Source organism: Pseudomonas sp. yb_5 (genome assembly GCF_043103865.1).
In the GTDB taxonomy this organism is placed as follows: Bacteria; Pseudomonadota; Gammaproteobacteria; order Pseudomonadales; family Pseudomonadaceae; genus Aquipseudomonas; species Aquipseudomonas putida_Y.
In genome coordinates, this window is the sequence record NZ_JBICKE010000070.1 from 15,721 (window position 1) to 39,331 (window position 23,611).

20 protein-coding genes are annotated in these 23,611 nt (G+C 62.3%); 14 read left to right on the forward strand and 6 right to left on the reverse strand.

Features of this window, described 5'->3' with window-relative positions:
- Positions 1-203: 203 nt before the first annotated feature.
- The 10 genes from ACF8GF_RS10165 (at position 204) to ACF8GF_RS10210 (ending at position 10,658) form a co-directional block, all read left to right on the forward strand.
- Entirely contained in the window at positions 204-1,670 is a 1,467-nt protein-coding gene (locus tag ACF8GF_RS10165; RefSeq protein ID WP_392488565.1) for a GMC oxidoreductase, read from the forward strand.
- A 103-nt stretch (positions 1,671-1,773) separates the two neighbouring features.
- Entirely contained in the window at positions 1,774-2,382 is a 609-nt protein-coding gene (locus tag ACF8GF_RS10170) for an acyltransferase (RefSeq protein ID WP_176684293.1), read from the forward strand.
- Position 2,383: 1 nt separating this feature from the next.
- A complete protein-coding gene (locus tag ACF8GF_RS10175; RefSeq protein ID WP_176684292.1) occupies positions 2,384-3,340 on the forward strand; it encodes a glycosyltransferase family 2 protein in 957 nt (318 codons plus the stop codon).
- Between the two features lie 8 nt (positions 3,341-3,348).
- Complete coding sequence (locus ACF8GF_RS10180; protein WP_054888344.1) at positions 3,349-3,873, forward strand: serine O-acetyltransferase; 525 nt, start codon at positions 3,349-3,351, stop codon at positions 3,871-3,873.
- 5 nt (positions 3,874-3,878) lie between these two features.
- Positions 3,879-4,856 (forward strand): glycosyltransferase family 2 protein, encoded by a 978-nt coding sequence (locus tag ACF8GF_RS10185; RefSeq protein ID WP_176684291.1) that lies wholly within the window; start codon positions 3,879-3,881, stop codon positions 4,854-4,856.
- Between the two features lie 9 nt (positions 4,857-4,865).
- The gene (locus ACF8GF_RS10190; protein ID WP_176684290.1) at positions 4,866-5,870 is read left to right on the forward strand and encodes a VirK/YbjX family protein; all 1,005 of its coding nucleotides are present in this window, start codon (positions 4,866-4,868) and stop codon (positions 5,868-5,870) included.
- A 49-nt stretch (positions 5,871-5,919) separates the two neighbouring features.
- Positions 5,920-7,122 (forward strand): glycosyltransferase, encoded by a 1,203-nt coding sequence (locus tag ACF8GF_RS10195; RefSeq protein WP_176684289.1) that lies wholly within the window; start codon positions 5,920-5,922, stop codon positions 7,120-7,122.
- A complete protein-coding gene (locus ACF8GF_RS10200) occupies positions 7,119-8,306 on the forward strand; it encodes a glycosyltransferase family 2 protein (RefSeq protein ID WP_392488566.1) in 1,188 nt (395 codons plus the stop codon). The genes ACF8GF_RS10195 and ACF8GF_RS10200 overlap by 4 nt, the downstream gene beginning before the upstream one ends.
- Positions 8,306-9,058, forward strand: coding sequence for a WecB/TagA/CpsF family glycosyltransferase (locus ACF8GF_RS10205; protein WP_339443220.1), 753 nt, complete (start codon positions 8,306-8,308; stop codon positions 9,056-9,058). The genes ACF8GF_RS10200 and ACF8GF_RS10205 overlap by 1 nt, the downstream gene beginning before the upstream one ends.
- Before the next feature lie 178 nt (positions 9,059-9,236).
- Positions 9,237-10,658 (forward strand): undecaprenyl-phosphate glucose phosphotransferase, encoded by a 1,422-nt coding sequence (locus ACF8GF_RS10210; protein ID WP_176684286.1) that lies wholly within the window; start codon positions 9,237-9,239, stop codon positions 10,656-10,658.
- 34 nt (positions 10,659-10,692) lie between these two features.
- Here the strand turns inward: ACF8GF_RS10210 and ACF8GF_RS10215 are convergent, their stop codons facing one another.
- Complete coding sequence (locus ACF8GF_RS10215; RefSeq protein WP_176684285.1) at positions 10,693-11,634, reverse strand: LysR substrate-binding domain-containing protein; 942 nt, start codon at positions 11,632-11,634, stop codon at positions 10,693-10,695.
- Positions 11,635-11,780: 146 nt separating this feature from the next.
- Between ACF8GF_RS10215 and ACF8GF_RS10220 the strand changes: the two genes are divergently transcribed.
- A complete protein-coding gene (locus ACF8GF_RS10220; protein WP_339443222.1) occupies positions 11,781-13,157 on the forward strand; it encodes an L-serine ammonia-lyase in 1,377 nt (458 codons plus the stop codon).
- Between the two features lie 87 nt (positions 13,158-13,244).
- Here ACF8GF_RS10220 and ACF8GF_RS10225 read toward each other — a convergent pair whose 3' ends face one another.
- The 4 genes from ACF8GF_RS10225 to ACF8GF_RS10240 form a co-directional block, all read right to left on the reverse strand.
- Positions 13,245-13,922 (reverse strand): DUF3313 domain-containing protein, encoded by a 678-nt coding sequence (locus ACF8GF_RS10225; RefSeq protein ID WP_176684283.1) that lies wholly within the window; start codon positions 13,920-13,922, stop codon positions 13,245-13,247.
- A gap of 150 nt (positions 13,923-14,072) precedes the next feature.
- Positions 14,073-15,368 (reverse strand): NAD(P)/FAD-dependent oxidoreductase, encoded by a 1,296-nt coding sequence (locus tag ACF8GF_RS10230; protein WP_392488567.1) that lies wholly within the window; start codon positions 15,366-15,368, stop codon positions 14,073-14,075.
- Between the two features lie 13 nt (positions 15,369-15,381).
- Positions 15,382-16,470, reverse strand: a complete 1,089-nt coding sequence (locus tag ACF8GF_RS10235) for a polyamine ABC transporter substrate-binding protein (protein ID WP_392488568.1) — start codon at positions 16,468-16,470, stop codon at positions 15,382-15,384.
- An 80-nt stretch (positions 16,471-16,550) separates the two neighbouring features.
- Positions 16,551-17,909, reverse strand: a complete 1,359-nt coding sequence (locus ACF8GF_RS10240) for a glutamine synthetase family protein (protein ID WP_021785086.1) — start codon at positions 17,907-17,909, stop codon at positions 16,551-16,553.
- A 183-nt stretch (positions 17,910-18,092) separates the two neighbouring features.
- Between ACF8GF_RS10240 and ACF8GF_RS10245 the strand changes: the two genes are divergently transcribed.
- Positions 18,093-18,992, forward strand: a complete 900-nt coding sequence (locus tag ACF8GF_RS10245) for a helix-turn-helix domain-containing protein (RefSeq protein WP_176684280.1) — start codon at positions 18,093-18,095, stop codon at positions 18,990-18,992.
- 78 nt (positions 18,993-19,070) lie between these two features.
- Positions 19,071-20,981, forward strand: coding sequence for an AAA family ATPase (locus ACF8GF_RS10250; RefSeq protein WP_209966205.1), 1,911 nt, complete (start codon positions 19,071-19,073; stop codon positions 20,979-20,981).
- 37 nt (positions 20,982-21,018) lie between these two features.
- On the opposite strand, the gene ACF8GF_RS10255 is transcribed toward ACF8GF_RS10250, so the two are convergent.
- The gene (locus ACF8GF_RS10255) at positions 21,019-22,404 is read right to left on the reverse strand and encodes an aldehyde dehydrogenase family protein (protein WP_392488569.1); all 1,386 of its coding nucleotides are present in this window, start codon (positions 22,402-22,404) and stop codon (positions 21,019-21,021) included.
- Positions 22,405-22,511: 107 nt separating this feature from the next.
- Between ACF8GF_RS10255 and ACF8GF_RS10260 the strand changes: the two genes are divergently transcribed.
- Positions 22,512-23,378: a LysR family transcriptional regulator gene (locus ACF8GF_RS10260; RefSeq protein WP_004374302.1), complete on the forward strand. Its 867-nt coding sequence runs from the start codon at positions 22,512-22,514 to the stop codon at positions 23,376-23,378.
- Positions 23,379-23,611 lie beyond the last annotated feature (233 nt).

Sequence of the window (23,611 nt, forward strand, 5' to 3'; positions counted from 1 at the left end):
GGTCACGGGATCATGGGGAAGCTCACTTTTTGTACTGCGCAGTTGGGTCGTAGAGGCTTTCTCCAGAGCTGTGTCTTGCTCGGCGTGGGGGGCGCAGTGTTCGGCGCCTCGGCGGCCGTTGCTGGCAAGACCGCCGAAAAGCCCGGGTTCGTGGTAATCAACGGCTGGGTATTACCGTCCCGTTACTTCCGGAACGCGTCAGCATGATCAAGGACTTTCAGCAGCAGAAGGCGCTGCGCGACCACTACGATTTCGGCATCATCGGGGCCGGCCCGGCGGGTATAACCCTGGGCTTGCGCCTGGCAGCCGCCGGCTGGAGCGTAATGATCGCCGAAGGCGGGGGCCGCGAATATGCGGCGTACTCGCAAGACTTGTACGCGTGCTCATCCACCGGCCTGGAGCTGTATGCCGAGGAATCCCGCCTGCGTTACCTGGGGGGCACCTCCAATCACTGGGCTGGCCGGTGCCGGCCATTCACGCCTTCGGATTTTGCCGTTGCCCCGCCAGGCGACTTGCCGGGTTGGCCAATTCCCTACTCGGAGATCGAAGGCTTTCTGCCGGCAGCGATGGAGATTGTCGACCTGGTGCCTGGCGCGGAATTTCGCGCGATGAATACCGGCCTCGATGGCGGTGACTTCGAGGCGGACTGCTTTCTGCTCAGCACACCGACCCGTTTTGCGCAAAAGTACGCTACAGCACTGGAACAGACCCCAGGTCTGGACGTATTCATCCACTGTAATTGCGTTGACCTGGAGTTCGACAAGGCTTCCGGCCACTTGGCTGCGGTGGTTTTGTCCGACTATGAGCGCAATCGTCAACGCCTGGTGGCAAGCAACTTCATTCTGGCCGCAGGCGCCATCGAGAATGCTCGGCAACTGTTGAACAGCGAGACCCTGGTGGCCGCAGGCGTGGTGAGCAAGGAAGGGCTGGTCGGCGGGTGTTTCATGGAACACCTGAACATCGAAATGGGCACTTTCATCCTCAAGCCCGGGCAGAGCCCGGAACCGCGCCAGTACTACACCACCGATGCTTTCGTCGACGAGTACAAGGCCGGTAAAGGCAATGTCACCGCCTCCTTGCTGGCTGATGTGCGAACCTATGGCCGCACTGCCGAGGTCAAGTATTTTCTCGAGAGCCTGGCCTGCGACATGGGGTTTGCCAGCAAGGTCGCCTTCGTCGCCAAGTTCAGCTGCCCCGGTGACGGCGTGATCGGCACCATGATCGAGCAGTTCCCCAATCTGCACAGCCGCATCTCGCTGCTGGACGAGAAGGATGCGCTGGGCGTGGCCAAGGTCAATGTCAATTGGGTGCTTAGCGCCGAAGACCGGCACACCATCAAGTGCATTGGCAGCGAACTGGCCAAGCAGTTCGCCGACATGGACCTGGGTTTCGTCAAGCTCAACGATTTCGTCTACGACACCTCGATACCGCTGAGAATGGCACCCCATGCCCATCACATGGGCACCACGCGTATGGCCGCCTCGCCGCAGTTCGGTGTGGTCGATGCCAACTGCAAGGTGTTCGGTACCGAAAACCTGTATGTCGCCGGCAGCAGCATTTTTGCCAAGGGCGGCGCTTCCAACCCGACCATGCCGCTGTTGCAATTTGCCTTGCGGCTGGCCGATCACCTCGATAACAAGATGAAAGCGGCCGGCAGCGCCGCAGCGTGATGCAGGTTGTACACGGGTGAGAGCGATGCGGTCAGCACCTAGAAGAACGAGACCGGAACGCCTCAGGACACTCCAGATTGTTCAGATCGCGAGGCCAGGCAGTATGAAGGGATGGATACGCAAGGCAGTGGCGCATTACGCCCATGCAACCGGGCGAGGTGGCAAATTCTACAGGAGGTTCTGCAACCCCTCTGGTCTTGAATGGGGGGCCTATCTGGCCCGATGGGGCAACTTTCATTCGGTCGGCAGCAATTTCTACGTCAATACAGGCTGCAAGTTTCTCGACCCGTCGCTGGTACGTATCGGTAACAGCGTGGGCTTGTCCGACTGCACGTTGATCGGTCATGACGGGGTGGTATTGCTGATCGAGCATCGCTTTGGCAAGCACCTGGATTCGGTCGGCTTCATCGACATCAAGGACAACTGCTTCATCGGCCATGGTGCGATCGTGATGCCTCGCGTGACCATCGGGCCTGAATCCATCGTGGCCGCAGGGGCGGTGGTGACCAAGGACGTGCCGCCAGGCACTGTCTATGGTGGTAACCCGGCTGTGTTCATCTGTACCACCGAGCAGCTGATCCAACGGGTCGAGGCACGTTGCGAAGCCTACCCATGGATCGATCTGGTGAAGGAGCGCAACGGTGCCTACGACCCGGAAGTGGAACCGCTGCTGATGGCGCAAAGACGTCAGTATTTCTTCGGGGACAGCTGAAATGGCTAGCAAACCTGTGGATGTCATGGTGGTCAACTTCAATACCGCTGGACTGCTGCAGCCGATGTTCGATGCGCTGCGCCGGGCCGACAGCGAGCGGCTGGCCAGTTACCTGGTGGTGGACAATGCCTCGCGCGATGATTCGGTGCAGCGCATGGCCCAGGTGTGCCCCGAGGCACTGCTGCTGAGCAACAAGCAGAACGTGGGTTTCGGCCGGGCCAACAACCAGTTGTTGGCGCACCTCAAGGGCAAGTACGCCTTGCTGCTCAATACCGATGCCTTCGTTGCCACCGACTCGCTGCAGAAAACGCTCGACTACATGGACGCCCACCCGGAGTGCGGCGTACTGGGGGTGCGCCTGGAGGGGCGCGATGGCGACCTGCAGCCCAGTTGTCGCTACTTCCCCACACCGCTCAATGTGTTCGTCGGGCGCACCGGGCTGGGGCGGTTCTTCCCAGGGCTGAAGATGGTCGACGACATGAACTGGGACCACGCTTCGGTGCGCGAATGTGACTGGTTGCCCGGCTGCTTCTACCTGGTGCGCCGCGAAGTGCTCGACAAGGTGGGGTTGTTCGACCCGCGCTACTTCCTTTATTACGAAGAGGTGGACCACTGCAAGCGGGTGAAGGAGGCGGGCTGGAAAGTGGTGTACTACCCGCATACCACGGTGGTGCACATCGGTGGCGAAAGTTCCAAGTCGGTGGCGGAGCTGGAAGCCGCCAGCCGGCAGATCTCGTCCTACCAGATCGAAAGCGAGCTGCTGTACTTCCGCAAGCATCATGGGGTGGCGGGGCTGGCCCTGCACATGCTGCTGGTCACGCTGGGCGACCTGGTGCTGGCACTCAAGGCGCTGTTGAAACGACGCGGCTGGGGCGCCATCCAAGCCTGCTGGCGTCATTGCCGGGCAACCTGGTCATTGCTGTTCAAGACCCGGTACGCCAGCCAACCGACAAGGTAGGTGGAGCCATGTTCGAGAATATTCGCGCCGACCTGCGTGCCCATGGCGGGGACTGGGGCGCCCAGGGCTTCTGGGTATTGCTGGTGTACCGCTTTGGCCGCTGGCGTTATACGCTGCGCCCGGCACTGCTGCGCAAACTGTGCTCGCTCATCTACAAGGTGCTGTTCAAGTTCGTCCAGATCATCACCGGTATCGAACTGCCTTGCGAGGTGGTGATCGGGCGCAACTTCGTCATCGATCATTTTGGCGGCATCGTTGTCAGCGGCTATGCCCGCTTCGGCGATGACTGCCGTATCCGCAACGGCGTGGTGGTGGGCCTGAAGAATGTCGACGAGCCGATTGCCCCGGTGTTCGGCAATAACGTCGACATTGGTACCGGGGCCAAGGTGCTGGGCAGTATTCGCATCGGCAACAACGTGATCATCGGCGCCAATGCCGTCGTGCTGGTAGATGTGCCTGACAATTCACTGGCAGTGGGGGTGCCGGCCATCATCAAGGCCCGGCAACCGGCCGCCACGGCATCGGTCGAGTGAGGCCTATGGCAACGGTGATCGGCGTGGTGGTGATCGGCCGCAATGAGGGCCAGCGTCTCGAGCGCTGCCTTGTTTCGCTGGCGCAGGGGGCGGACAAGGTCATGTACGTCGACTCGGGGTCCACCGATGGTTCGCTGCAATTGGCCGCCAACCTTGGCGTGGCAGTGCTGGCGCTGGACATGAGTATCCCGTTCACTGCCGCACGCGCCCGCAATGAAGGTTTTGCCGCCTTGCAGCGCCTGTTGCCATCGATGCAACTGGTACAGTTCGTCGATGGCGACTGCGAGGTGAATGCCACCTGGCTGGCCACTGCGCAGGCTTTTCTTGAGCAGCACCCCACAGTGGCAGTGGTGTGTGGTCGCCGGCGTGAGCGCTTCCCGCAGCGCTCGGTGTACAACTTGTTGTGCGACCTGGAATGGGATACCCCGGTCGGTGAGGCCAAGGCCTGTGGCGGCGATGCGCTGATGCGGGCAGACGCCTTTGCTGCCGTGGGTGGCTTCCGTCCTGACCTGATCGCCGGAGAAGAGCCGGAACTGTGCGTGCGTTTGCGGGCCAACGGCTGGAAAGTCTGGCGACTGGCTGCCGAGATGACGCTGCACGATGCCGACATGACCCGTTTCAGCCAGTGGTGGCGGCGTAGCCTGCGCGCTGGGCATGCCTATGCCGAGGGCGCCTACTTGCATGGCCAGCCACCCGAGCGGCACTGGCTGCGCGAGTCACGTCGGGCCTGGTTGTGGGGCCTGGGCATACCTTTGGTGATCGCGCTGGCCTGCCTGCTGCTGGGCGGCTGGGGCCTGCTCTTGCTGTTGATCTACCCACTGCAGGCCGTGCGCCTGGCCCGCCGCGGCGGCAAGTCGACGCGCGAGAACTGGCTGCAGGCTGTGTTCCTGGTGTTGGGCAAGTTTCCGGAAATGCTCGGCCAGCTGAAGTTCCTGCGCCACCGTCTTGCGGCTGGCAAATCGGCTTTGATCGAGTACAAGTGAGAGAAACCCATGAAGCTCGGCACCCTCGTGAAAAGCGTGTTTATCTTGCAACCGGGATACTCGTTGCGGGCGTTGCACAACAAGTACAAGTTGGCGCGGCAGATCGCCAGGCAGTGGCCTGAGCTGAACGGGTTCATGCAGCGCATGACGGCGGCGCTGGGCCCGCATGGTCTGCAGCGTCTGGGTGTGGATTGTATCGGTGTCGTGCAATGGCCTTACATCAGCCGATGCTGGGAGGCGCCACAGCGTCTGGATGTGGTGGCTTCACACTTTGAACGGGTGGCGGGGCAATTCCCGGCGTTGCTATTGCTGGGCCGCGACGAAAACCTGAGGCTGTGTGACCTGTCCAGCCATTCGCCGGGCTGCTGCCTGGTACTGGACCGGCCAATCTGGTTCAAGCGCGAAGGCGAACTGGTGCTTAACTTGTTCCAGGCCGACCTGCGTGTGGCATCCCTGGCCTTCACCCTGGGCCGCAGCCAGGGTGAGACAAGTCTGTTCATCGGTGCGGTGCAGGGCATCCACAAAGGCGTCGACAGCGAAACCTCGCTGGCCATCTACCGTGACCTGACCAAGGACTTCGAAGGGCTGCGGCCACGCAGCCTGTTGCTCGAAGCGTTGAAATGCCTGGGCAGGACCCTGGGTGTGACGCAGCTGTATGCCGTCAGCGACGCCTGCCGGCACCATCGCCATCCCTATTTTGGCAGCGACAAGGGCCAGGACCTGGCGGCCAACTACGACGTGATCTGGCAAGAACACGGTGCCACAGCGTCTGACCGTGAGGATTTTTTCAGCCTGCCATTAGCGCCGGCGCAACGGGCGGAAACTGACATCCCGGCCAAGAAACGGGCGATGTACCGCCGCCGCCAGGCATTGCTCGACGATGTTTTCACCCGTTTGCAGGCAGCATTGCCAAGCAGCAATCACAACCTTGGACTACAAGGAAAACAGGGGGATGCATTTGCTGTGAGTGCATCGGCAGTAGACGGACCGCCCGTAGTCGACAGCCTGAAGTGAAGGTTGCCAGGGAAGGTTGGTCATCAAGCGGGTTTGGATCTGGATTCGTATGCGCATTGCTTACTTCATCAATCAGTACCCGAAAGTCAGCCACAGTTTCATCCGTCGCGAAATTCTGGCGCTGGAGCGCCAAGGGGTCGAGGTGCAACGTATAGCCCTGCGTGGGTGGGACGCCGAAGTGCAGGATGCCGAGGACACAACCGAACGGGGCAAGACCCGCTACGTATTGCAAGGTGGGCTCAAGGGGTTGTTGGCACCGACGTGGCAGGTACTGCGTACGCAGCCGCGGCGGTTTTTCCAGGCGCTGTGGCTGGCCATGCGCCTCGGCTTGCGGGCCGACCGTGCCTGGCCCTACCACCTGGTCTACCTGGCCGAGGCCTGCCAGGTGCTGCAGTGGTTGCAGGCAGGGGAGGCGACACATGTGCACGCGCATTTCGGCACCAACTCTACTGAAGTGGTCATGCTGGCCAACGCCCTGGGCGGGCCGGCATACAGCTTTACCGTGCACGGCCCTGAAGAATTCGACAAACCACAGTTCCTGCACTTGGGTGAGAAAGTACGGCGCGCCGCCTTTGTCGCGGCGGTGAGCTCGTACGGGCGCAGCCAGCTGTACCGTTGGGTGGCGCACGAGCAGTGGGGCAAGGTGAAGGTGGTGCATTGCGGCCTGGAGCGTGGCTTTCATGAGGTGGCGCCGGTCAATGTGCCGCCGGCACCAAGGCTGGTGTGTGTCGGGCGCCTGTGCGAACAGAAGGGCCAGCTGCTGTTGCTGGAAGCGGCGCGCTGTCTCGCTGCCCAGTCGATCGCCTTCGAGCTGGTGCTGGCGGGTGACGGTGAAATGCGCGAGCAGATCGAGGCCTTGATTGCCCGGCACGGCTTGCAGCAGCAAGTGCGTATCACCGGTTGGATCAGCAGTGCGCAGGTACGCGAGGAAATCCTGGCCGCCCGTGCGCTGGTGCTACCCAGCTTCGCCGAGGGCTTGCCCGTAGTCATCATGGAGGCCATGGCCTTGCGCCGGCCCGTGCTGACCACCTATGTAGCGGGTATCCCCGAGCTGGTGCGGCCTGGCGAAAACGGCTGGTTGTTCCCTGCCGGTGCCGTGGACGAGCTGGCAACAGCCATGGCCGACTGCCTGGCGCAACCGGCCGAGGTACTGCAGCGCATGGGCGAGGTGGCCTACCAGCGTGTAGTGCAACGGCATGACATCGACACCGAGGCGGCCAGGCTGGCCGGCTATTTCAAGGCATACGCATGATAAGTGTATTGGGTTGGTTACTGGGCCTGTTGGCGATCATCGTCCTGGTGCCGGTGTTGGTCCTGGTGCTGCAAGTGTTGCTGGCGTGCCTGCCAGCGCGGGCGAGGCCCGAGGGCATTGGCGAGCGCCCGCGAGTGGCGGTGTTGGTGCCCGCCCACGATGAGGCGTTGGTCATTCGTGCGATGCTGGCCAGCGTTACGCCGCAGCTGCTGGACGGCGACCGCTTGCTGGTCGTGGCAGACAACTGTTCGGATGACACGGCCCGGTTGGCACGCGCGTCCGGCGCCGAAGTGGTAGAGCGCCGCGATACGCGCTTGCGCGGCAAAGGTTACGCATTGGATTTCGGCGTGCGCCACCTGGCTCAGCGGCCGCCCGAGGTGGTCATCGTGGTGGATGCCGACTGTCAGGTGGGCGAGGGGGCGATCGACTGCCTGGCGCGCCGCTGCCTCGAACTTGGGCGCCCGGTACAGTCGCTGTACCTGATGCGTGCACCGGCAGGTGCCGGGTTGAGAGTGCAGGTTGCCGAGTTTGCCTGGCGGGTCAAGAACCTGGTGCGGCCACGCGGCTGGGCGCGCCTGGGCCTGCCATGCCAGTTGATGGGCGCGGGCATGGCGTTCGGCTGGCACGATCTGAGCCTGATCAACCTGGCCAATGGTCATCTGGTCGAGGATGTGAAGCTGGGCCTGGACCTTTGCCAGCAGGGTAAGCCCCCGGCTTTCTGCCCCGAGGCACTGGTCACGAGCCAGTTCCCGCTCAGTCAGCAAGGCCTCAACAGCCAACGCACCCGCTGGGAGCATGGCCATCTGGGCTTGATGCTCGCCGACGCACCCAAACGGGCGAAGGCTGCAATCACCCAGCGTAACGCTAGCCTGGCGGCCTTGACCCTGGACCTGCTGGTACCGCCCCTGGCGTTGCTGGTACTGGCCTTGCTCGGGCTTAACCTGATGACCTGGCTGGCGTACCTGCTGTTCGGCCTGGCGCTGCCCGCGTGGCTCGCCTTGGCCGGTTTGGCCTTGCTGGCCTTTGCCGTGGTGTTGGCCTGGGCGCGCTTCTGTCGTGAAGTGATACCGTTTTCGGTGTTGTTGTACGCGCCGTTCTACGCGGCCAGGAAAATTCCCTTGTACCTGAGTTTCCTGATCAAGCGCCAGGTTGAATGGGTGCGTTCAAAACGGGATGACGACTGATGGCTCAGTGGCAGAATCGCTGGAAGCGAGTGATCGACCAACTGGACGTGATCGCTGATGACGCCGCCGTGCAGCATCTGCTCGACCGCCTGGCCACGCCGGACACGGGCACCGTGCTGGGTTTCGTCAACGCCCATGCGATGAACCTGGTGGTGCGCGATGGTGGCTACAGCCAGGCACTGTCGGCCGCAGATGTGCTGCTGCGCGATGGCGCCGGCATGGCGATCCTGTATCGCGGCCTGGGCCTGGAGCCCGGGCTCAACATGAATGGCACTGACTTCATTCCCAGGCTCATGGCTGCTTACCGAGGGCGCAAGGTCGCCTTCTGGGGCACCCGGCAACCCTACCTGGACCAGGCTGCGCAGCGCTGTAAAGCCGAGTTTGGCATCGTGCCAGTGTCGGTTCACGATGGCTTTGCCAGCGTTGAAACCTATCTGCAGTTGGCCCGCAAGCAGCAGCCCGAGCTGATCGTGCTGGGCATGGGCATGCCCAAGCAGGAGGCGGTGGCAGCGGAGTTGGCAGCCACTGGTGGGCCATGCCTGATCGTGTGCGGTGGGGCGATCCTGGATTTTCTCGGCGGCAAGGTCAGCCGTGCCCCCGAATGGCTGCGGCGTTTGGGGGGCGAGTGGTTGTACCGGCTGCTGCGCGAGCCCAAGCGCCTGTTCATGCGTTATGTGGTGGGCAATCCGCTATTCCTGTTGCGCACCCTGTTGTACCGGCGGGCGGCGGTTTCGGCCAGGCGGGCCTTATGAATCGGCCAAAAATCGCAAAAGCGGTGATTCCGGGTACGCCAGCAGCGGGTGGCTGCTACAGTGATATCAATCGCTTGAGGGCGCCACGCGCCTGCTGCACAGTTTTTGCTTAAGTCTGTTTTCAAGACTTGCTGTTTGATGGAAGGCACTTGCTAGGCTCATCTTGATGAGGTCTGAAATGGTTTTCGAACCCAGAAGCAGTCGTTCCTTACTCCAGAGAAGAAGCAGTGTCAGTAACGCCATCCAGGCCGGCCTTGATGGTATTGCCGTCACCGGTATTGCCTGGTACCTGATCTACGACCAGTTCGGCTATATCACATCCGATTACGTGATCATGCTGCTGTTGCTGATTGGCGCACTGGCAGTCATTTATGATCATTACGCGATCTACCGCACCAACGTCGGGCTTTCGATCAAGGCGTTCCGCCTGTTCAAGGCCTGGTCGGCAACGTTTTGCTTCCTGGTCGTCATGGCGTTCCTGACCAAACAGAGCGAAACCTATTCACGGCTATTGGTGGTGCAACTGTTCGTCATTGGTTATTTCGCCCAGTTATTCTTGCATTTTGCCGTGCGCGAACTGCAAAAGCGCTTTAGCGCGCATGCGCGCCTGGACAATGCGCTGATCATCGGCAACGGTGACCTGGCCAACTTCCTGTATCAGAAAATCAGCAACAACCCGTGGTTCGGCGAGCGGGTGCTGGGGTGCGTGCTACTCGACAAAGGCGACGGGCAGGGGCTGGAGAGCGCCGAGGGCAAGCAGCGCCTGCCGGTGCTGGGGCATATTGGCGACCTCGACGAACTGGTGGCCCAGCACGGCATTCGTACGGTGTATCTGGTGACGCCACTGGGTGGCTCCGAGGTCATCAACGACGTGTATTTCAAGTTGCTCGACAAGTGCATTGCGGTGAACTGGGTGCCGGATATCTTCTCGTTGCGCCTGATCAACCACAGCGTGCGGGAAATTGCCGGCATTCCGGTGCTGACCTTGTCGGAGACACCCTTGACGGGCATGAGCCTGTTCTTGAAAAACCTTGAGGACCGGGTGCTGGCCGCGTTGATTTTGCTGTTTGCATCACCCGTGCTGCTGGCTGTTGCGCTGGCCATCAAGATCGATAGCCGCGGGCCGGTGTTCTTCCGCCAGGAACGTACCGGCTGGACAGGCGAATCGTTCCGTATCTGGAAGTTTCGCAGCATGCATGTTCACCAACCGGAAGAAGGGGTGGTCAAGCAGGCGCAGAAGAATGACCCACGGTTGACCCGAATCGGTGCCTTCATCCGGCGTACAAGCCTTGATGAACTGCCACAATTGTTCAATGTACTGACCGGGGAAATGTCCCTGGTAGGGCCGCGGCCACACGCCTTGCAACATGACACCCTGTATTCGCAGGATATCGTCGACTACTTTGCCCGCCACAATATCAAGCCAGGCATGACGGGTTTGGCGCAGGTGCGCGGGTTCAGGGGGGAGACCAAGGATATCGAGCAAATGATCCAGCGGGTCGACTCGGACATCGAGTACATCAACAACTGGTCGTTGTGGCTGGACTTTGTGATTCTGGTGCGCACGCTTAATGCCTTTACGGGTAAGCAGGCTTATTGAGCAACGCCCGCCCGCATCGACCGTGTACCGCCAGTTAGTCCTTGTTCAACGGATGCAACTCCCTGAACCCCCGCGCTTCTTCCACCAGCCAGTCATGCACTGCCCGCGCACCCGGCTGGTTCAAGCCGCCTGGCGGGTAATGCACCACATAACGCTTGTGGTTGGCGATCGGTACACCAAACGGCACGATCAGTGCCCCGCGTTCCAGTTCATCATTGAGCAGCGTGCGCCGGGCAATCGCCACGCCGATCCCGGCAATCGCCGCCTCGATGGTCAGGTGGTTGCGGTTGAAGGTGTGCCCGCGCCGTACATCCAGGCCGGCGGCGCCGATGCCTTCCAGGTAGAACTCCCACTCGGCATATTCCGAACTGCCACGCCAGGCGGTGATGTCATGCAGCAGCGGGTAGTGCGCCAGGTCAGCCGGGCCGTGCAGCGGCGGGCGCCCGCGCAGCAGGGCAGGTGAGCACACCGGGAAGATCTGCTCGTCCAGCAGCGGCGTCGAGAGCATGCCTGGGTAACTGCCATCGTTCAGGTCGATGGCCAGGTCGAAGTCGCCCGGCGTCAGCGCCTGAGCACTGTCCTCAGCCACCAGGCGCAACTCGATGTCCGGGTAACGTTGTTGAAAACGCGGCAAGCGCGGCGTGAGCCATTTGGCCAGGAACGACGGGATCGAACGCACACGCAACGTGCCGCGGATTTCTCCCGCGTCCAGCCGCAGCAGTTCGGCCTCGATATTGCCGTAGGCCTCGGCCACCGTCTGGGCCAGGCGTTGCCCCTCGGCGCTCAGCTCCACGCCGCGCGCCCGGCGCAGGAACAGCCGGTAGCCCAGGCGCTCTTCCAGTTGGCGCATCTGCTGGCTGACCGCGCCCGGGGTGATATGCAGCTCTTCGGCACAGCGGGTGAAGGACAAGTGCCGGGCTGCGCAGGCAAATACATGCAGCCAGACGAACATCTGACCATTGAGTTGTCGTCGCATCGTTTAGTACCACTAAAGGCTTGCTTAGGAAGTTTCGTTGGTCATCCGTGAGTCAGCGCGTCAGTATCGCGCAAAATCGCAATAACGCTCAATTTCTCCAGACAACCCTACCTTGGATGCATGTCAGGGCAGGGTCAGGCATTAGCATGGCTATCAGTGTTTTCGACCTTTTCAAAATTGGCATCGGGCCTTCCAGCTCCCACACCGTCGGCCCGATGCGGGCGGCGGCTACCTTTGCCCAGGCCCTGCGTGAGCAGGGGCTGCTGGCGCGGGTAACGCGCGTGGAAGTGCGGCTGTATGGCTCGCTGTCGGCGACCGGGGTTGGCCATGCCACCGACCGCGCGTGCCTGCTAGGCTTGATGGGCCAGTGGCCGGACCGTATCGACCCGGCCACCATCGAGTCGCGCATTGGCCAGGTGCTGCAGGAAGACTGCCTGATGCTCGACGGTAGCCATCCGCTGGCCTTCGACTATGGCCGTGACATGCTGCTGCTCGACGAGAGCCTGCCTTATCACCCCAATGCCATGAGCCTGGAAGCCATGGACGGGCAGCACAGCCTGTTGAGCCAGACCTATTTTTCGGTAGGCGGCGGCTTCATCGTCGAGCAAGCCGAGATCGATGCGCCGGCAAGCGAAGCGAATGCCGTGATGCTGCCTTATGAGTTTGACAGTGGTGCCCAACTGCTGGCGTTGTGCAAGGCCCACAACCTGAGCGTGGCGCAACTGATGATGGCCAACGAATGCGCCTGGCGCCCGGAGGCCGAGGTGCGCGAAGGCTTGTTGCGCATCTGGGCGGCCATGCGTGAGTGCGTGGCGAACGGCCTGCGCAACGAGGGCGTCCTGCCAGGCGGCTTGCACGTCAAGCGCCGCGCTGCGCGGTTGCACCGCAGCCTGCAGGAGTTGGGCAAGCCCAACGTGATCGGCTCAACCCTCAGCGCCATGGAGTGGGTGAACCTGTTCGCCTTGGCGGTCAATGAGGAGAACGCCGCGGGCGGGCGCATGGTTACCGCGCCCACCAACGGTGCCGCTGGCATTATCCCGGCTGTGCTGCATTACTACATGAAGTTCAACCCGACCGTTTGCGATGCCGATGTCGTCGATTTCCTGCTGGCGGCTGCGGCGGTCGGTATTTTGTGCAAGAAAAATGCGTCGATCTCGGGGGCAGAGGTAGGCTGCCAGGGCGAGGTGGGTTCGGCCTGTTCGATGGCTGCCGCCGGCTTGGCCCAGGTGCTGGGGGCGACGCCGCCGCAGCTGGAAAACGCGGCCGAGATTGCCCTGGAGCACAACCTCGGGCTCACTTGCGACCCCGTGGGTGGCCTGGTGCAGGTGCCCTGTATCGAGCGCAATGCAATTGCTGCAGTAAAAGCGATCAATGCCGTGCAGATGGCGCTGCGGGGGGATGGCGAGCACTTCATCTCGCTAGATCGGGTGATCCGCACCATGCGTGATACCGGGGCGGACATGCATGCCAACTACAAGGAAACCTCGCGCGGCGGTTTGGCGGTCGCTTTTGTCGAGTGCTGAGTTTCAACGCGGTCAACTGGAGCGGCCTTGTGTCTCGATGGGCCGCTCCTGAACCAGATTGCGTTGACCGGTTGGGTCAGAACTGAATCAGCGGCCTTTCTGCTTCGCTGCCAGGAAGCTCGCACGCATGTCCTTGGCCCAGCCATCCAGCACCGGCTTGACGTCGTTCAAGGTCAGCTTCTGGGTATCGTTTTCCAGCTCCTGGCCCGCGCCCTTGCGTACCACCTGGGCCAGCACCTTCTGGCTGGCGCCGTCCAGGAACGCTGCCTCCACACCGACATCCACGTCCTGGTCGCGGCCACCCATGGCGGTATTCACTCCCGCCGCGATAAGCGCGATAGGGATCACCTCGTAAGGCCTGAGGCCCTCGTTACTGGTGGACACTGCCGTGATCGCCGGGCGTATCACGATCACGCCCGGGCCAGGCCCCTTGGCCAGAGGCATCACGCTGCTCATTTCCCTGCGCAGGGCCTCGTTGAAGTAGCGGGTGATTTCCTGCAGCGTCTGCTGCGAGATAACCGCTGTTGGCTGCGGTTTGGGGTAGAACTGGCTTGGCTCGACGAACACCTGGCTGTACTGGTTGATATTGACCTTGGGGTCGATCCAGCGCATCACCGGGTCACCCGACGGGCTCTTGGCCTCTTGCAGCCGGCTGTAATCCTTGAGGAAGCCGGAGTAATCCTTGGGGTCCACGCGGTTGCTGGAGCAGGCGGCCACGGCAAGCAGCGCGGCGCACAACAGGGTAATGCGAGGCAATGATTTCATGATGAAAAGGCATCCATGAGAGGTCGGCCTCAACAACGCTAGCAGGTGCGAGGCAGTTGGCCAGTGGACGGGGCAATCCTCTTTGAAAAGTACAGAATGCGTGACCGGGACGCGCTCGCCCTGAGTGGCGCTGCAAACGTTGTTGCCCACTCAACCCAGGGCCTCACGCAAGCGGTACCACAGCATGCCCAGTGCCAGCAGGGGTGAGCGCAGGGCCTTGCCGCCGGGGAAGGTCAGGTGCGGCACGGCGCTGAACACATCCAGGCCGTGGCTATGGCCGAGGGCGATGCTTTCGGCCAGCAGTTTCGCCGTCCAGTGCGTCACGTTCAGCCCGTGCCCGGAATAGCCTTGGGCGTAATACACGTTGGGGTGCTGGCCAAGGCGCCCGACCTGGGGGAACCGGTTGGCGGTGATGCCGATCATGCCACCCCACTGGTAGTCGATGCGCACGTTGGCCAGTTGCGGGAACACCTTCAATACCTTCGGCCGCATGTACGCGCCGATGTCTTTAGGGTCGCGCCCGGAATAGTGGCAGGCGCCACCGAACAGCAGGCGACGGTCTGCAGTGAGACGGTAGTAGTCCAGGCCGACCTTCTGGTCGCACAGCGCCATGTTCTGCGGGATCAGGCTGCTGGCCAGCGCTTCGGGCAAGGGTTCGGTGGCCACCACATAGCTGCCGGCCGGGAGCACCTTGCCACTCAGGCGCGGTTCCAGTTCATCGAGGTGAGCGTTGCAGCCCAGCACCAGGCTGCTTGCGCGCACCTTGCCGCGCGCCGTGTACAGCGTCAGCCCGGGCCCGTGCTCAATGCGCAGGACCGGGCTTTGCTCGAAAATGCGCACGCCCAGGCTGTGGGCCGCGCGGGCTTCGCCCTGTACCAGATCCAGCGGGTGCAGGTGGCCCGAGCCCATGTCTACCAGGCCGCCAGCGTACTGGTCGCTGGCGACGATCTCGTTCAACTGCCCGGCGCCGACCAGGCGTGTTTCATGGCGATAGCCCAGGGCGGCCAGGTCGTCCTGTTCATCCTTGAAAGCGGCGAACTGCGCATCGGTGTTGGCCAGTTCGCAGAAGCCCCAGCGCAGATCGCAGTCAATGCCGTAGCGGGCGATACGGTCGGCCACCAGTTCCACTGAATCGATGCCGGCCTGTTTCAGGTAGCGCACACCGTCCTGCCCGACATGCCGGGCAAAGCCGCTGACATCATGGCCGATACCGCGAATCAGTTGGCCGCCATTGCGCCCACTGGCGCCCCAGCCGATGCACCGGGCCTCCAGCAGCACCACCGAGAGGCCGCGCTCGGCCAGCTCCAGGGCGGTATTGACCCCGGTCAGCCCGCCGCCGATCACGCATACGTCGGCCGTCAGTTCACTGTCCAGGCTGGGGTAGGGTGCCGCGTCGCGCGCTGTGGCGGCGTAGTACGAGGCGGTGTGTTGGGTATTGAAAGACATGAGCGTTCTCGACTCAGCGGTTGGACTTGATCTTGCTCCAGGAGCGGGTCATGACGCGCATGATTTTTGGGCTCGGGGTGCTGGAGATGTACAGCTTGTCCAGCACCCCCTGGGGTGGATAGATCTCGGGATTGTTCACCAGCGATGCATCCATGTAGGCCTTGGCGTCCGGGTTGGCATTGGCATAGCCGACCGTGGCGCTGACCTTGGCGATCACTTTGGGGTCGAGCAGGTAGTTGATGAACGCCAAGGCCTGCTCGGGGTTGTTGGCGTCCTTGGGGATGGCCAGCAGGTCGAACCACAGGTTGCTGCCTTCCTTGGGAATGCTGTAGGCGACCTTCACGCCGTTCTTCGCTTCTACGGCGCGGTTGGCAGCCTGGAACACGTCGCCGGAGTAGCCGAACGCTACGCAGACATTACCGTTCGCCAGGTCCGAGACGTACTTGGAGGAGTGGAAGTAGGTGATGTAGGGGCGCAGTTCGAGTAGCCGGGCCTCGGCCTTGGCGTAATCGCCCGGTTTTTCGCTGCGCGGGTCCAGGCCCAGGTAGTTGAGCACGGCCGGGAACAGTTCGTCGGGCGAGTCCATGAATGCCACGCCGCACTGCTTGAGCTTTTTCAGGTTCTCGGGCTCGAACAGCACCGCCCACGAGTCGATATGGTCCACACCCAGTGCCGCCTTGACCTTGTCGACGTTGTAGCCGATGCCATTGGTGCCCCACAGGTAAGGCACGGCGTACTGGTTGCCGGGGTCGTTCTGTTCGAGTTGCTTGAGCAGTTTGGGGTCCAGGTGCTGCCAGTTCGGTAACTTGCTGCGGTCCAACGGCAGGAAGGCCCCGGCCTGGGCCTGGCGGGCGAGGAAGTGGTTGGACGGTACCACCACGTCATAACCTGTGCGCCCGGCCAACAGCTTGCCTTCGAGGGTTTCGTTGGAGTCGAACACGTCATAGACCACCTTGATTCCGCTGCTGGCCTGGAAATCGGCCAAGGTGGTGTCACCGATGTAGTCGGTCCAGTTGTACACACTGACCGTGGGCGTGGCCTGGGTGGTGGTGGCGAACAGCAGGGTGAATGCAGCGGGGATCAGGGCTTGCAGATGACGCATGGGAACACCTCGTTGGTCTTGTTCTTCGAGTTCGGAGCAGGCTTGCCTGTGCATGGGGTGCAAAGCACCCCCGCAGTGGATCAGACACTCAGCATCAGGAATTCACGCTCCCACGAGCTGATGACGCGCTTGTAGTTCTCGTGTTCGGCGCGCTTGACCGCCACGTAGCCCTGGACGAATTGCTTGCCCAGGTACTGCTGCACGGTTTCGCAGTCTTCCATGTGCTGCAGCGCATCTTCGATGGTGATCGGCAGGCGCAGGTTGCGTCGTTCATAGGCACGGCCCTGCACTGCTGCGCTAGGGTCGATCTGCTCGACCATGCCCAGGTAGCCGCACAGCAGGCTGGCAGCGATGGCCAGGTACGGGTTGGCATCGGCGCCCGGCAGGCGGTTTTCCACCCGCATCGCCTCCGGGCTGGACGTAGGCACGCGCAAGCCGGCGGTGCGGTTTTCTACACCCCACTCGACGTTGACCGGTGCCGAAGTATCCGGCAGGAAGCGGCGGAACGAGTTGACGTTGGGCGCGAACATCGGCAGCAGCTTGGGGATGTACTTCTGCAAGCCGCCGATGTGATGCAGGAACAGCGGGCTCATGCTGCCGTCTTCGTTGGCGAAGATCGGTTTGCCCGTGGCGATGTCGACCACGCTCTGATGCAGGTGCATGGCACTGCCGGGTTCGTCGGTGATCGGCTTGGCCATGAACGTGGCGGCCACGTTGTGCTTGAGCGCTGCCTCGCGCATGGTGCGCTTGAACACGGTGATCTGGTCGGCCAGGTCCAGCGCATCGCCGTGGCGGAAGTTGATTTCCATCTGCGCCGGGCCGTCTTCGTGGATCAGCGTATCCAGGTCCAGACCCTGGATCTCGCACCAGTCGTAGACGTCTTCGAACAGTGGGTCGAATTCGTTGGCGGCATCGATCGAGAACGATTGACGGCCACTTTCAGCACGGCCGGAACGCCCCAGTGGCACCTGCAGTGGCAAGTCCGGGTCTTCGCAGCGCTTGGTCAGGTAGAACTCCATCTCGGGTGCGACGATTGGCTGCCAGCCCTTGTCGGCGTACAGCTTGAGCACCTTCTTCAGCACGTTGCGTGGCGAAAGCTCGATGGGGTTGCCTTGCTTGTCGAAGGTGTCGTGGATCACGATCGCGGTTGGCTCGATCGCCCACGGGATCTGGTAAACGGCAGTGGGGTCAGGGCGGCAGACCATGTCGATGTCGGCGGCGTCGAGCAGGTTGTAATAGATGTCATCATCGACGTAGTCGCCGGTGACCGTCTGCAGCAGCACGCTTTCTGGCAGGCGCATGCCTCGCTCATGGAGGAACTTGGCGGTGGGCGCGATCTTGCCGCGGGCGATGCCGGTCAAGTCGCTGATCACGCATTCGACTTCGGTGATCCGGTGTTCTTTCAGCCAGGTGGACAGCTGATCGAAGGGGGCGTTCATACAGACCTCTTGGTTGGGTTTTGGTGTGGGAGCGTGGACGCTTGCGAAAACCGTTCAACAGTTGCGAAGGCGTTACGCTTCCCAGGTGACGCGCTGGAGACTATCTTGGGCGCAGCCCCCCGGGGCGATCTATCCACTTTCTTCAGTATCGAATGCACCAAAAGAGTGCATACAGGATGATGTGTGACAACCGCCAATGCGTTGAAGGTCCAGGCTTTCCATACCACTGACGTCACCGAGCAAGTGCGCGCCACCCCTGGCTGGCAGCAGCAGTACCGGCAGATGTCACCCGGGTTCTTCAGCGGTGAGCTGCGTTGTCTGGGGCTGGATGGCGTGGAGGTGTACGAAGAGCGCCTGAACACCCGGGTGGAGCAGTTTTTTCGCGCGCCAAGCGGCGCGTTGGCGTTTTGCTTCGACCGCAGCGAGAACAGCCTGTACCTGCTGAACGAACAAAGCCGCAATATCTGGATCACGCCGGAGAACTACCACGAGGTGGCGGTCGTGTTCGACCAGGCCTTCCTGGCCCGCCATGGGCTGGACCCGCAGCGCCTGGAGGGGTTGTTCATGGTGCCATTGGGCAGCGGCCAGAATGCCTTGTTCGGCAGTTGGCTGAGCGCCACCCTGACGCGCCTGGCCGAGGCCGGCAGCCCGCTGCAGGGGCCGGCCCTGGCAGAGCAACTGCTGGAGGACTGCCTGTTCATACTCGACAACGCCTGCCAGCGCTTGCAGGGTGTGGCCCTGGGGCGACGTGACGAGGAGCGGGCGATCATGCGCCGGGTCAGCGAATGGGCGGCCGACTGCCCGGAAGAAACGCTGAACCTGGTGGAGTTGGCGGAGGTTGCCGGGGTTTCATTGCGTCAGTTGCAACAGGCGTTCAAAGCGTTCACCGGCATGCCGCCTGCGCACTGGTTACGGCTGCGCCGTTTGAACGGCGCGCGGCGCGATCTTTTGCGGGGAGGAGGGGTGACCGTCGCCGAGGTGGCGATGCGTTGGTCGTTCTGGCATTTGGGAAGATTTTCAGAGAGTTATCGGCAGTTGTTCAAGGAGTTTCCGAGCGAGACGTTGCGGCGGGGCAGAGGTTGAGGGGGCACGCCAAAACTGAACCCAGCATCCCGTGCCGAAAGTTGCTATCGTGCCGCCCTGATTTCACCCGAGGTGCCGATGTTCTACCTGCCTTTGCCCAGCGACCAGGCTGACCGCCTCGCCAGCGCGGCTGTAACCGAGTTCTTCACCACCGCCAGTGTGCTCGATGCCGCTGCCGTGCTGTTCGTGCAAAACCTGCCACGCCAGCCAGCCACCGCCTCGGCCGACGCGCAGGAGCGTCGTTTCGCTGAAATCGTGCGCATCGCCAACCAAGTCGAAGGTGTCGCCCCCGGGCGCTTCCAGGGCCAGGTAGCGCAGCACTTCGATCGCGAAGCGTTCGCCATGGGCCTGGGCATGCTGGGCGAAAATGGCATTGCACTGCTGTCGGCCGAAGTGGAATACCAGGCGGACGAGTTGCTGGATGACGAAGGCCAGTGGAACTTCCAGTTCGCCGACCGCTACCGCCAACGGGCCACGCCGCTGCACCCGGTGTACCTGCCGTCGCTGGCCAGTGACTTGATGCTCAGCGACCAGCAGAACCGCCTGCTGCGTGAATTCCTCAGTGGCATCGACGAGTCTGTGGCTGTGCAAGGTTTCGCCGGCACCGGCAAGACCTTCCTGATTCACCAGTTCGCCCGGCTGCTGGACCCCCAGCGCACATTGCTGCTGGCCTTGACCGAAGGGCAGTTGCGCGCGCTGCAGGCGCGGGTCAAGGACGCTGCCGCCTATACCGCGCTGACCTTCGGCCAATTGGCTGACGAGCTGCTCAACCGCGACCTCACCAGCAACGGCTGGCGACTGCGCGACCCATACCGCACCAAGCTGTCCTGGCGCCCCCAGGAAGCGCAAGTGGTGCGCTGGCTGGCCATCCCAGATATCGGCCCGCTCGCAGCGCGTGACGTGGTTGCCTTGTGTATCCGCGCCGTGCGCACGTTCTGCCACAGTGCCGATACCCAACTTCAGCTGCACCACTTGCCCTGGGCCGGGCCGGGCACTTCGCCGCTGGATCAGGAGGTGCTGCTGGAGAAGGCACGCCTGTACTGGCAAGAGCTGATTCGTCCGTCGGCGCGGGACATTCAGCTGCCGGTGCGTGACTACCACCGGGTCAAGCTGCTGTCGCTGACCGAGCATGTGATCGACAGCCGTTACACCCATGTCATCGTCGACGAGGCCCACGAGCTGTCGGCACCGATGCTGGCGGTACTCGATCGCAGTCCACAGTCGATCATTACCCTGGGTGACGAACTGCAAAACCTCAACGGCCTCAGCCCGCACCATGGCAGCTTCATCCGGCAACGCTGCATCGACCATTCACTGCGCGCCGGGCCGGCAATGGACAATGTGCTCAACCCGTTGATCCAGGCGCACCCGGCCACGATCCAGGCGGCCTTCAGTGGCAACGCCGAGCACTACACCCGGGTCAGCTTCTTCGATACGGTGATGGTGCCGGAACAGCCCACGGCGCTTATCGTCGATGATGAATGGGGGCTGTTTGGCTGGTTCCAGCGCCTGACGCATCAGGGAGTGCCGTTCTTGTTGCTGAAAAGCGCTCGCAAGGACTTTGAACTGTTCGTCGAGGACTGCATCGAGCTGTACCGCTACGGCACGCGGCCGCGCCACCCGATGCTGTTCCGCTATGCCAGCTGGCAGGCGCTGGAGCAGGACAAGGGCGATGACAAAGCGTTCGTCGCCGTGGCCAACATGCTGCGCAAGGGCTACACGCCGGAGCACTTTGCCAAGGCCAAGAGCCGTTACCGCTGGGACAAGGCGCCGAAGTTGTTCCTGGGGCGTGTACGGGATGTGAAGAACATGGAGTTTGCCCGGGTGATGGTGTCGCCGGAGCTGATGGTGGCGCCACAGGTGGCGGGTAACCGCAATGAACGGGCGCGTATGCTGGCGGGGTTGTATACCGCCTGTTCGCGGGCAAGGCATGAACTGATCGTGCCGGGGGGGATGCTGGACTGGGTCAAGGACCAGGTTCGGGATTGAAGCGCCTGGGGCTGCAAAGCAGCCCCAGGGTCATGGATCAGTTACGGTCCAGCCACACCGTCTGGGCATTGGTGAACTCGCGCACCCCAAAGTGCGACAGTTCACGGCCGAAACCGCTCTTCTTCACGCCACCAAACGCAACACGGGGGTCGGAAGCGCAGTAGCCGTTGATGAACACGCCACCGGTATCCAGTGCGGCGGTCATGCGTTCGGCCAGCGCATAGTCGGCTGTGTAGATGGTCGAGGCCAGGCCGAACTCGCTGTCGTTGGCCAGTTCCACGGCATGGTCGGCATCGCGTGCAGTGATGATCGCCGCTACCGGGCCGAACAGCTCCTGCTTGAACGCGGTCATGTCCGGGGTGACATTGGCGAACACGGTCGGCGCGTAGAAGTTGGCCACGCCTTCGACCTTGTTGCCGCCCAGCAGCAACGTGGCGCCTTCGGCCAACGTCGCCTGAACCTGGCCGTCCAACTCGTCGCGCAGGTCGTAGCGGGCCATCGGGCCGATATAGGTGTCGTCCTCCAGCGGGCTGCCGATTTTCAGCTGGCGCGTGGCTTCAACGAACTTGTGGGTGAACGCGTCGACGATGCTGGCTTCCACGATCAGGCGCTTGGCGGCGGCACACACCTGGCCGGTGTTCTGGTAGCGGCCTATCACCGCAGCCTGAACGGCGGCATCCAGGTCGGCGTCAGCCAGCACGATGAACGGGTCGGAGCCACCCAGTTCCAACACGCACTTCTTCAGCGCGGCACCGGCCTGTGCACCAATCGCCATGCCGGCACGCACGCTGCCGGTCAGGGTCACGGCGGCGATGCGCGGATCGTTGATGGCGCGGGTAACGCCATCCGGGGTCACGTTCAGTACTTCGAACACGCCTTCCGGCAGGCCGGCATCCTTGAACAGCTCAGCCATCAGGTAAGCGCTGCCCATCACGTTCGGTGCGTGCTTGAGCACGTAGGTGTTACCCGCCAGAATCGCCGGCACGGCGCCGCGCAGCACCTGCCAGAGCGGGAAGTTCCACGGCATCACGGCCAGGATCGGGCCTAGCGGGCGGTATTCGATACGGGCTTTTTCGACCTGGGTCGGCTCGGCGGCGAGCATGGCCGGGCCGTGCTCGGCGTACCAGCGGCAAAGGCCCACACACTTGCTGACTTCACCGCGAGCCTGGGCGATCGGCTTGCCAATTTCGCGGCTGATCATGTGCGCGAAGGCTTCGGCCTTGGTTTCGAGGGTGCCGGCCAGGGCCAGCAGGTACTCGCTGCGCTGACCCAGCGACACCTGGCGCCACTGGCGGTAGCCAACCTTGGCACGTTGCAGCGCCGCTTCCAGTGCGGCGTCGGTGTCGAACGGGTAGGCGCCGATCTGCTCGCCGCTGTACGGGTCGAGGGAGATGGCGTGGGTCAGGCTGCTGATCGCGCTCATGGCGGGACACTCTCGTTGTTGTTAATCAGTGAGGCCAGACTAGTGGGCTATGGCTTTAATGAAAACTGAATAATAATGAGCGAAACATTCACGTTTGGAGAATGGCTGTGGACCTGGTGCAACTGGAGATCTTCAAGGCCGTGGCAGAACAGGGCAGCATCAGCGCCGCCGCGCAGCACATCCATCGGGTGCCGTCGAACCTGACCACGCGCATCAAGCAACTGGAGGAGGACTTGGGGGTAGAGCTGTTCATTCGTGAGAAGAGCCGCCTGCGCCTGTCGCCTGCGGGTTGGAACTTCCTCGAATATACCCGGCGCATCCTCGACCTGGTCCATGAGGCGCGGCTGACCGTGGCGGGTGAAGACCCGCAGGGCACCTTTGCCCTAGGATCACTGGAAAGCACGGCGGCGGTGCGCATCCCCGCGTTGCTGGCGGCCTATAACCAGCGCTACCCCAAGGTTGACCTTGACCTGTCCACCGGGCCTTCCGGGACCATGCTCGAAGGCGTGCTGTCTGGCCGCCTGGTGGCCGCGTTCGTCGACGGCCCGGTGCTGCACCCGACGCTGGAGGGCATACCGGTGTTCGAGGAAGAGATGATGGTCATTGCGCCACTCAACCATACACCGGTGACCCGTGCCCAGGACGTGAACGGTGAAAGCATCTATGCCTTCCGCGCCAACTGTTCGTACCGCCATCACTTCGAAAACTGGTTCGTACAGGACCAGGCGGTACCGGGCAAGATCCACGAAATGGAGTCCTATCACGGCATGTTGGCCTGCGTCAGTGCGGGCGCCGGTCTGGCCATGCTGCCGCGCAGCATGCTCGACAATATGCCCGGGTGCAGCACCGTCAGCGCCTGGCCAATGTCAGAGGACTTCCGCTACCTGAAAACCTGGCTGGTATGGCGACGGGGTACGGTCTCGCGCAGTTTGAGCATGTTCGTGAAGTTGCTTGAAGAAGGACGCGCAAGCTGATGTTTTTTCTCGATAACAGTCGATATCCAGAATGCTCAGGGCCAGCCCGTGCTCAGCGTCAGCGATGCCGGGCCACTGCTGTATGTGCAGCTGCCTCCCGGCAAAGCACAGCGTTTCCAAGTGATTTAGCCAATAGTGGCAATACACTTCCAACTTTCTGATTATCTGGACAATAATCAGAAAAGTATTACTTCGTATGACCGGTTTGGATGCACCGGTCAGCGCATAACATC

Excerpts from the sequence above, each read along its gene's own strand:
- ACF8GF_RS10255 (WP_392488569.1), bottom strand. The coding sequence starts at position 22,404 with ATGAGCGCGATCAGCAGCCTGACCCACGCCATCTCCCTCGACCCGTAC.
- ACF8GF_RS10200 (WP_392488566.1), top strand. The coding sequence starts at position 7,119 with ATGATAAGTGTATTGGGTTGGTTACTGGGCCTGTTGGCGATCATCGTC.
- ACF8GF_RS10220 (WP_339443222.1), top strand. The coding sequence starts at position 11,781 with ATGGCTATCAGTGTTTTCGACCTTTTCAAAATTGGCATCGGGCCTTCC.
- ACF8GF_RS10170 (WP_176684293.1), top strand. The coding sequence starts at position 1,774 with ATGAAGGGATGGATACGCAAGGCAGTGGCGCATTACGCCCATGCAACC.
- ACF8GF_RS10205 (WP_339443220.1), top strand. The coding sequence starts at position 8,306 with ATGGCTCAGTGGCAGAATCGCTGGAAGCGAGTGATCGACCAACTGGAC.
- ACF8GF_RS10240 (WP_021785086.1), bottom strand. The coding sequence starts at position 17,909 with ATGAACGCCCCCTTCGATCAGCTGTCCACCTGGCTGAAAGAACACCGG.
- ACF8GF_RS10180 (WP_054888344.1), top strand. The coding sequence starts at position 3,349 with ATGTTCGAGAATATTCGCGCCGACCTGCGTGCCCATGGCGGGGACTGG.
- ACF8GF_RS10185 (WP_176684291.1), top strand. The coding sequence starts at position 3,879 with ATGGCAACGGTGATCGGCGTGGTGGTGATCGGCCGCAATGAGGGCCAG.
- ACF8GF_RS10210 (WP_176684286.1), top strand. The coding sequence starts at position 9,237 with ATGGTTTTCGAACCCAGAAGCAGTCGTTCCTTACTCCAGAGAAGAAGC.
- ACF8GF_RS10215 (WP_176684285.1), bottom strand. The coding sequence starts at position 11,634 with ATGCGACGACAACTCAATGGTCAGATGTTCGTCTGGCTGCATGTATTT.
- ACF8GF_RS10165 (WP_392488565.1), top strand. The coding sequence starts at position 204 with ATGATCAAGGACTTTCAGCAGCAGAAGGCGCTGCGCGACCACTACGAT.
- ACF8GF_RS10230 (WP_392488567.1), bottom strand. The coding sequence starts at position 15,368 with ATGTCTTTCAATACCCAACACACCGCCTCGTACTACGCCGCCACAGCG.
- ACF8GF_RS10250 (WP_209966205.1), top strand. The coding sequence starts at position 19,071 with ATGTTCTACCTGCCTTTGCCCAGCGACCAGGCTGACCGCCTCGCCAGC.
- ACF8GF_RS10175 (WP_176684292.1), top strand. The coding sequence starts at position 2,384 with ATGGCTAGCAAACCTGTGGATGTCATGGTGGTCAACTTCAATACCGCT.
- ACF8GF_RS10235 (WP_392488568.1), bottom strand. The coding sequence starts at position 16,470 with ATGCGTCATCTGCAAGCCCTGATCCCCGCTGCATTCACCCTGCTGTTC.
- ACF8GF_RS10190 (WP_176684290.1), top strand. The coding sequence starts at position 4,866 with ATGAAGCTCGGCACCCTCGTGAAAAGCGTGTTTATCTTGCAACCGGGA.
- ACF8GF_RS10195 (WP_176684289.1), top strand. The coding sequence starts at position 5,920 with ATGCGCATTGCTTACTTCATCAATCAGTACCCGAAAGTCAGCCACAGT.
- ACF8GF_RS10225 (WP_176684283.1), bottom strand. The coding sequence starts at position 13,922 with ATGAAATCATTGCCTCGCATTACCCTGTTGTGCGCCGCGCTGCTTGCC.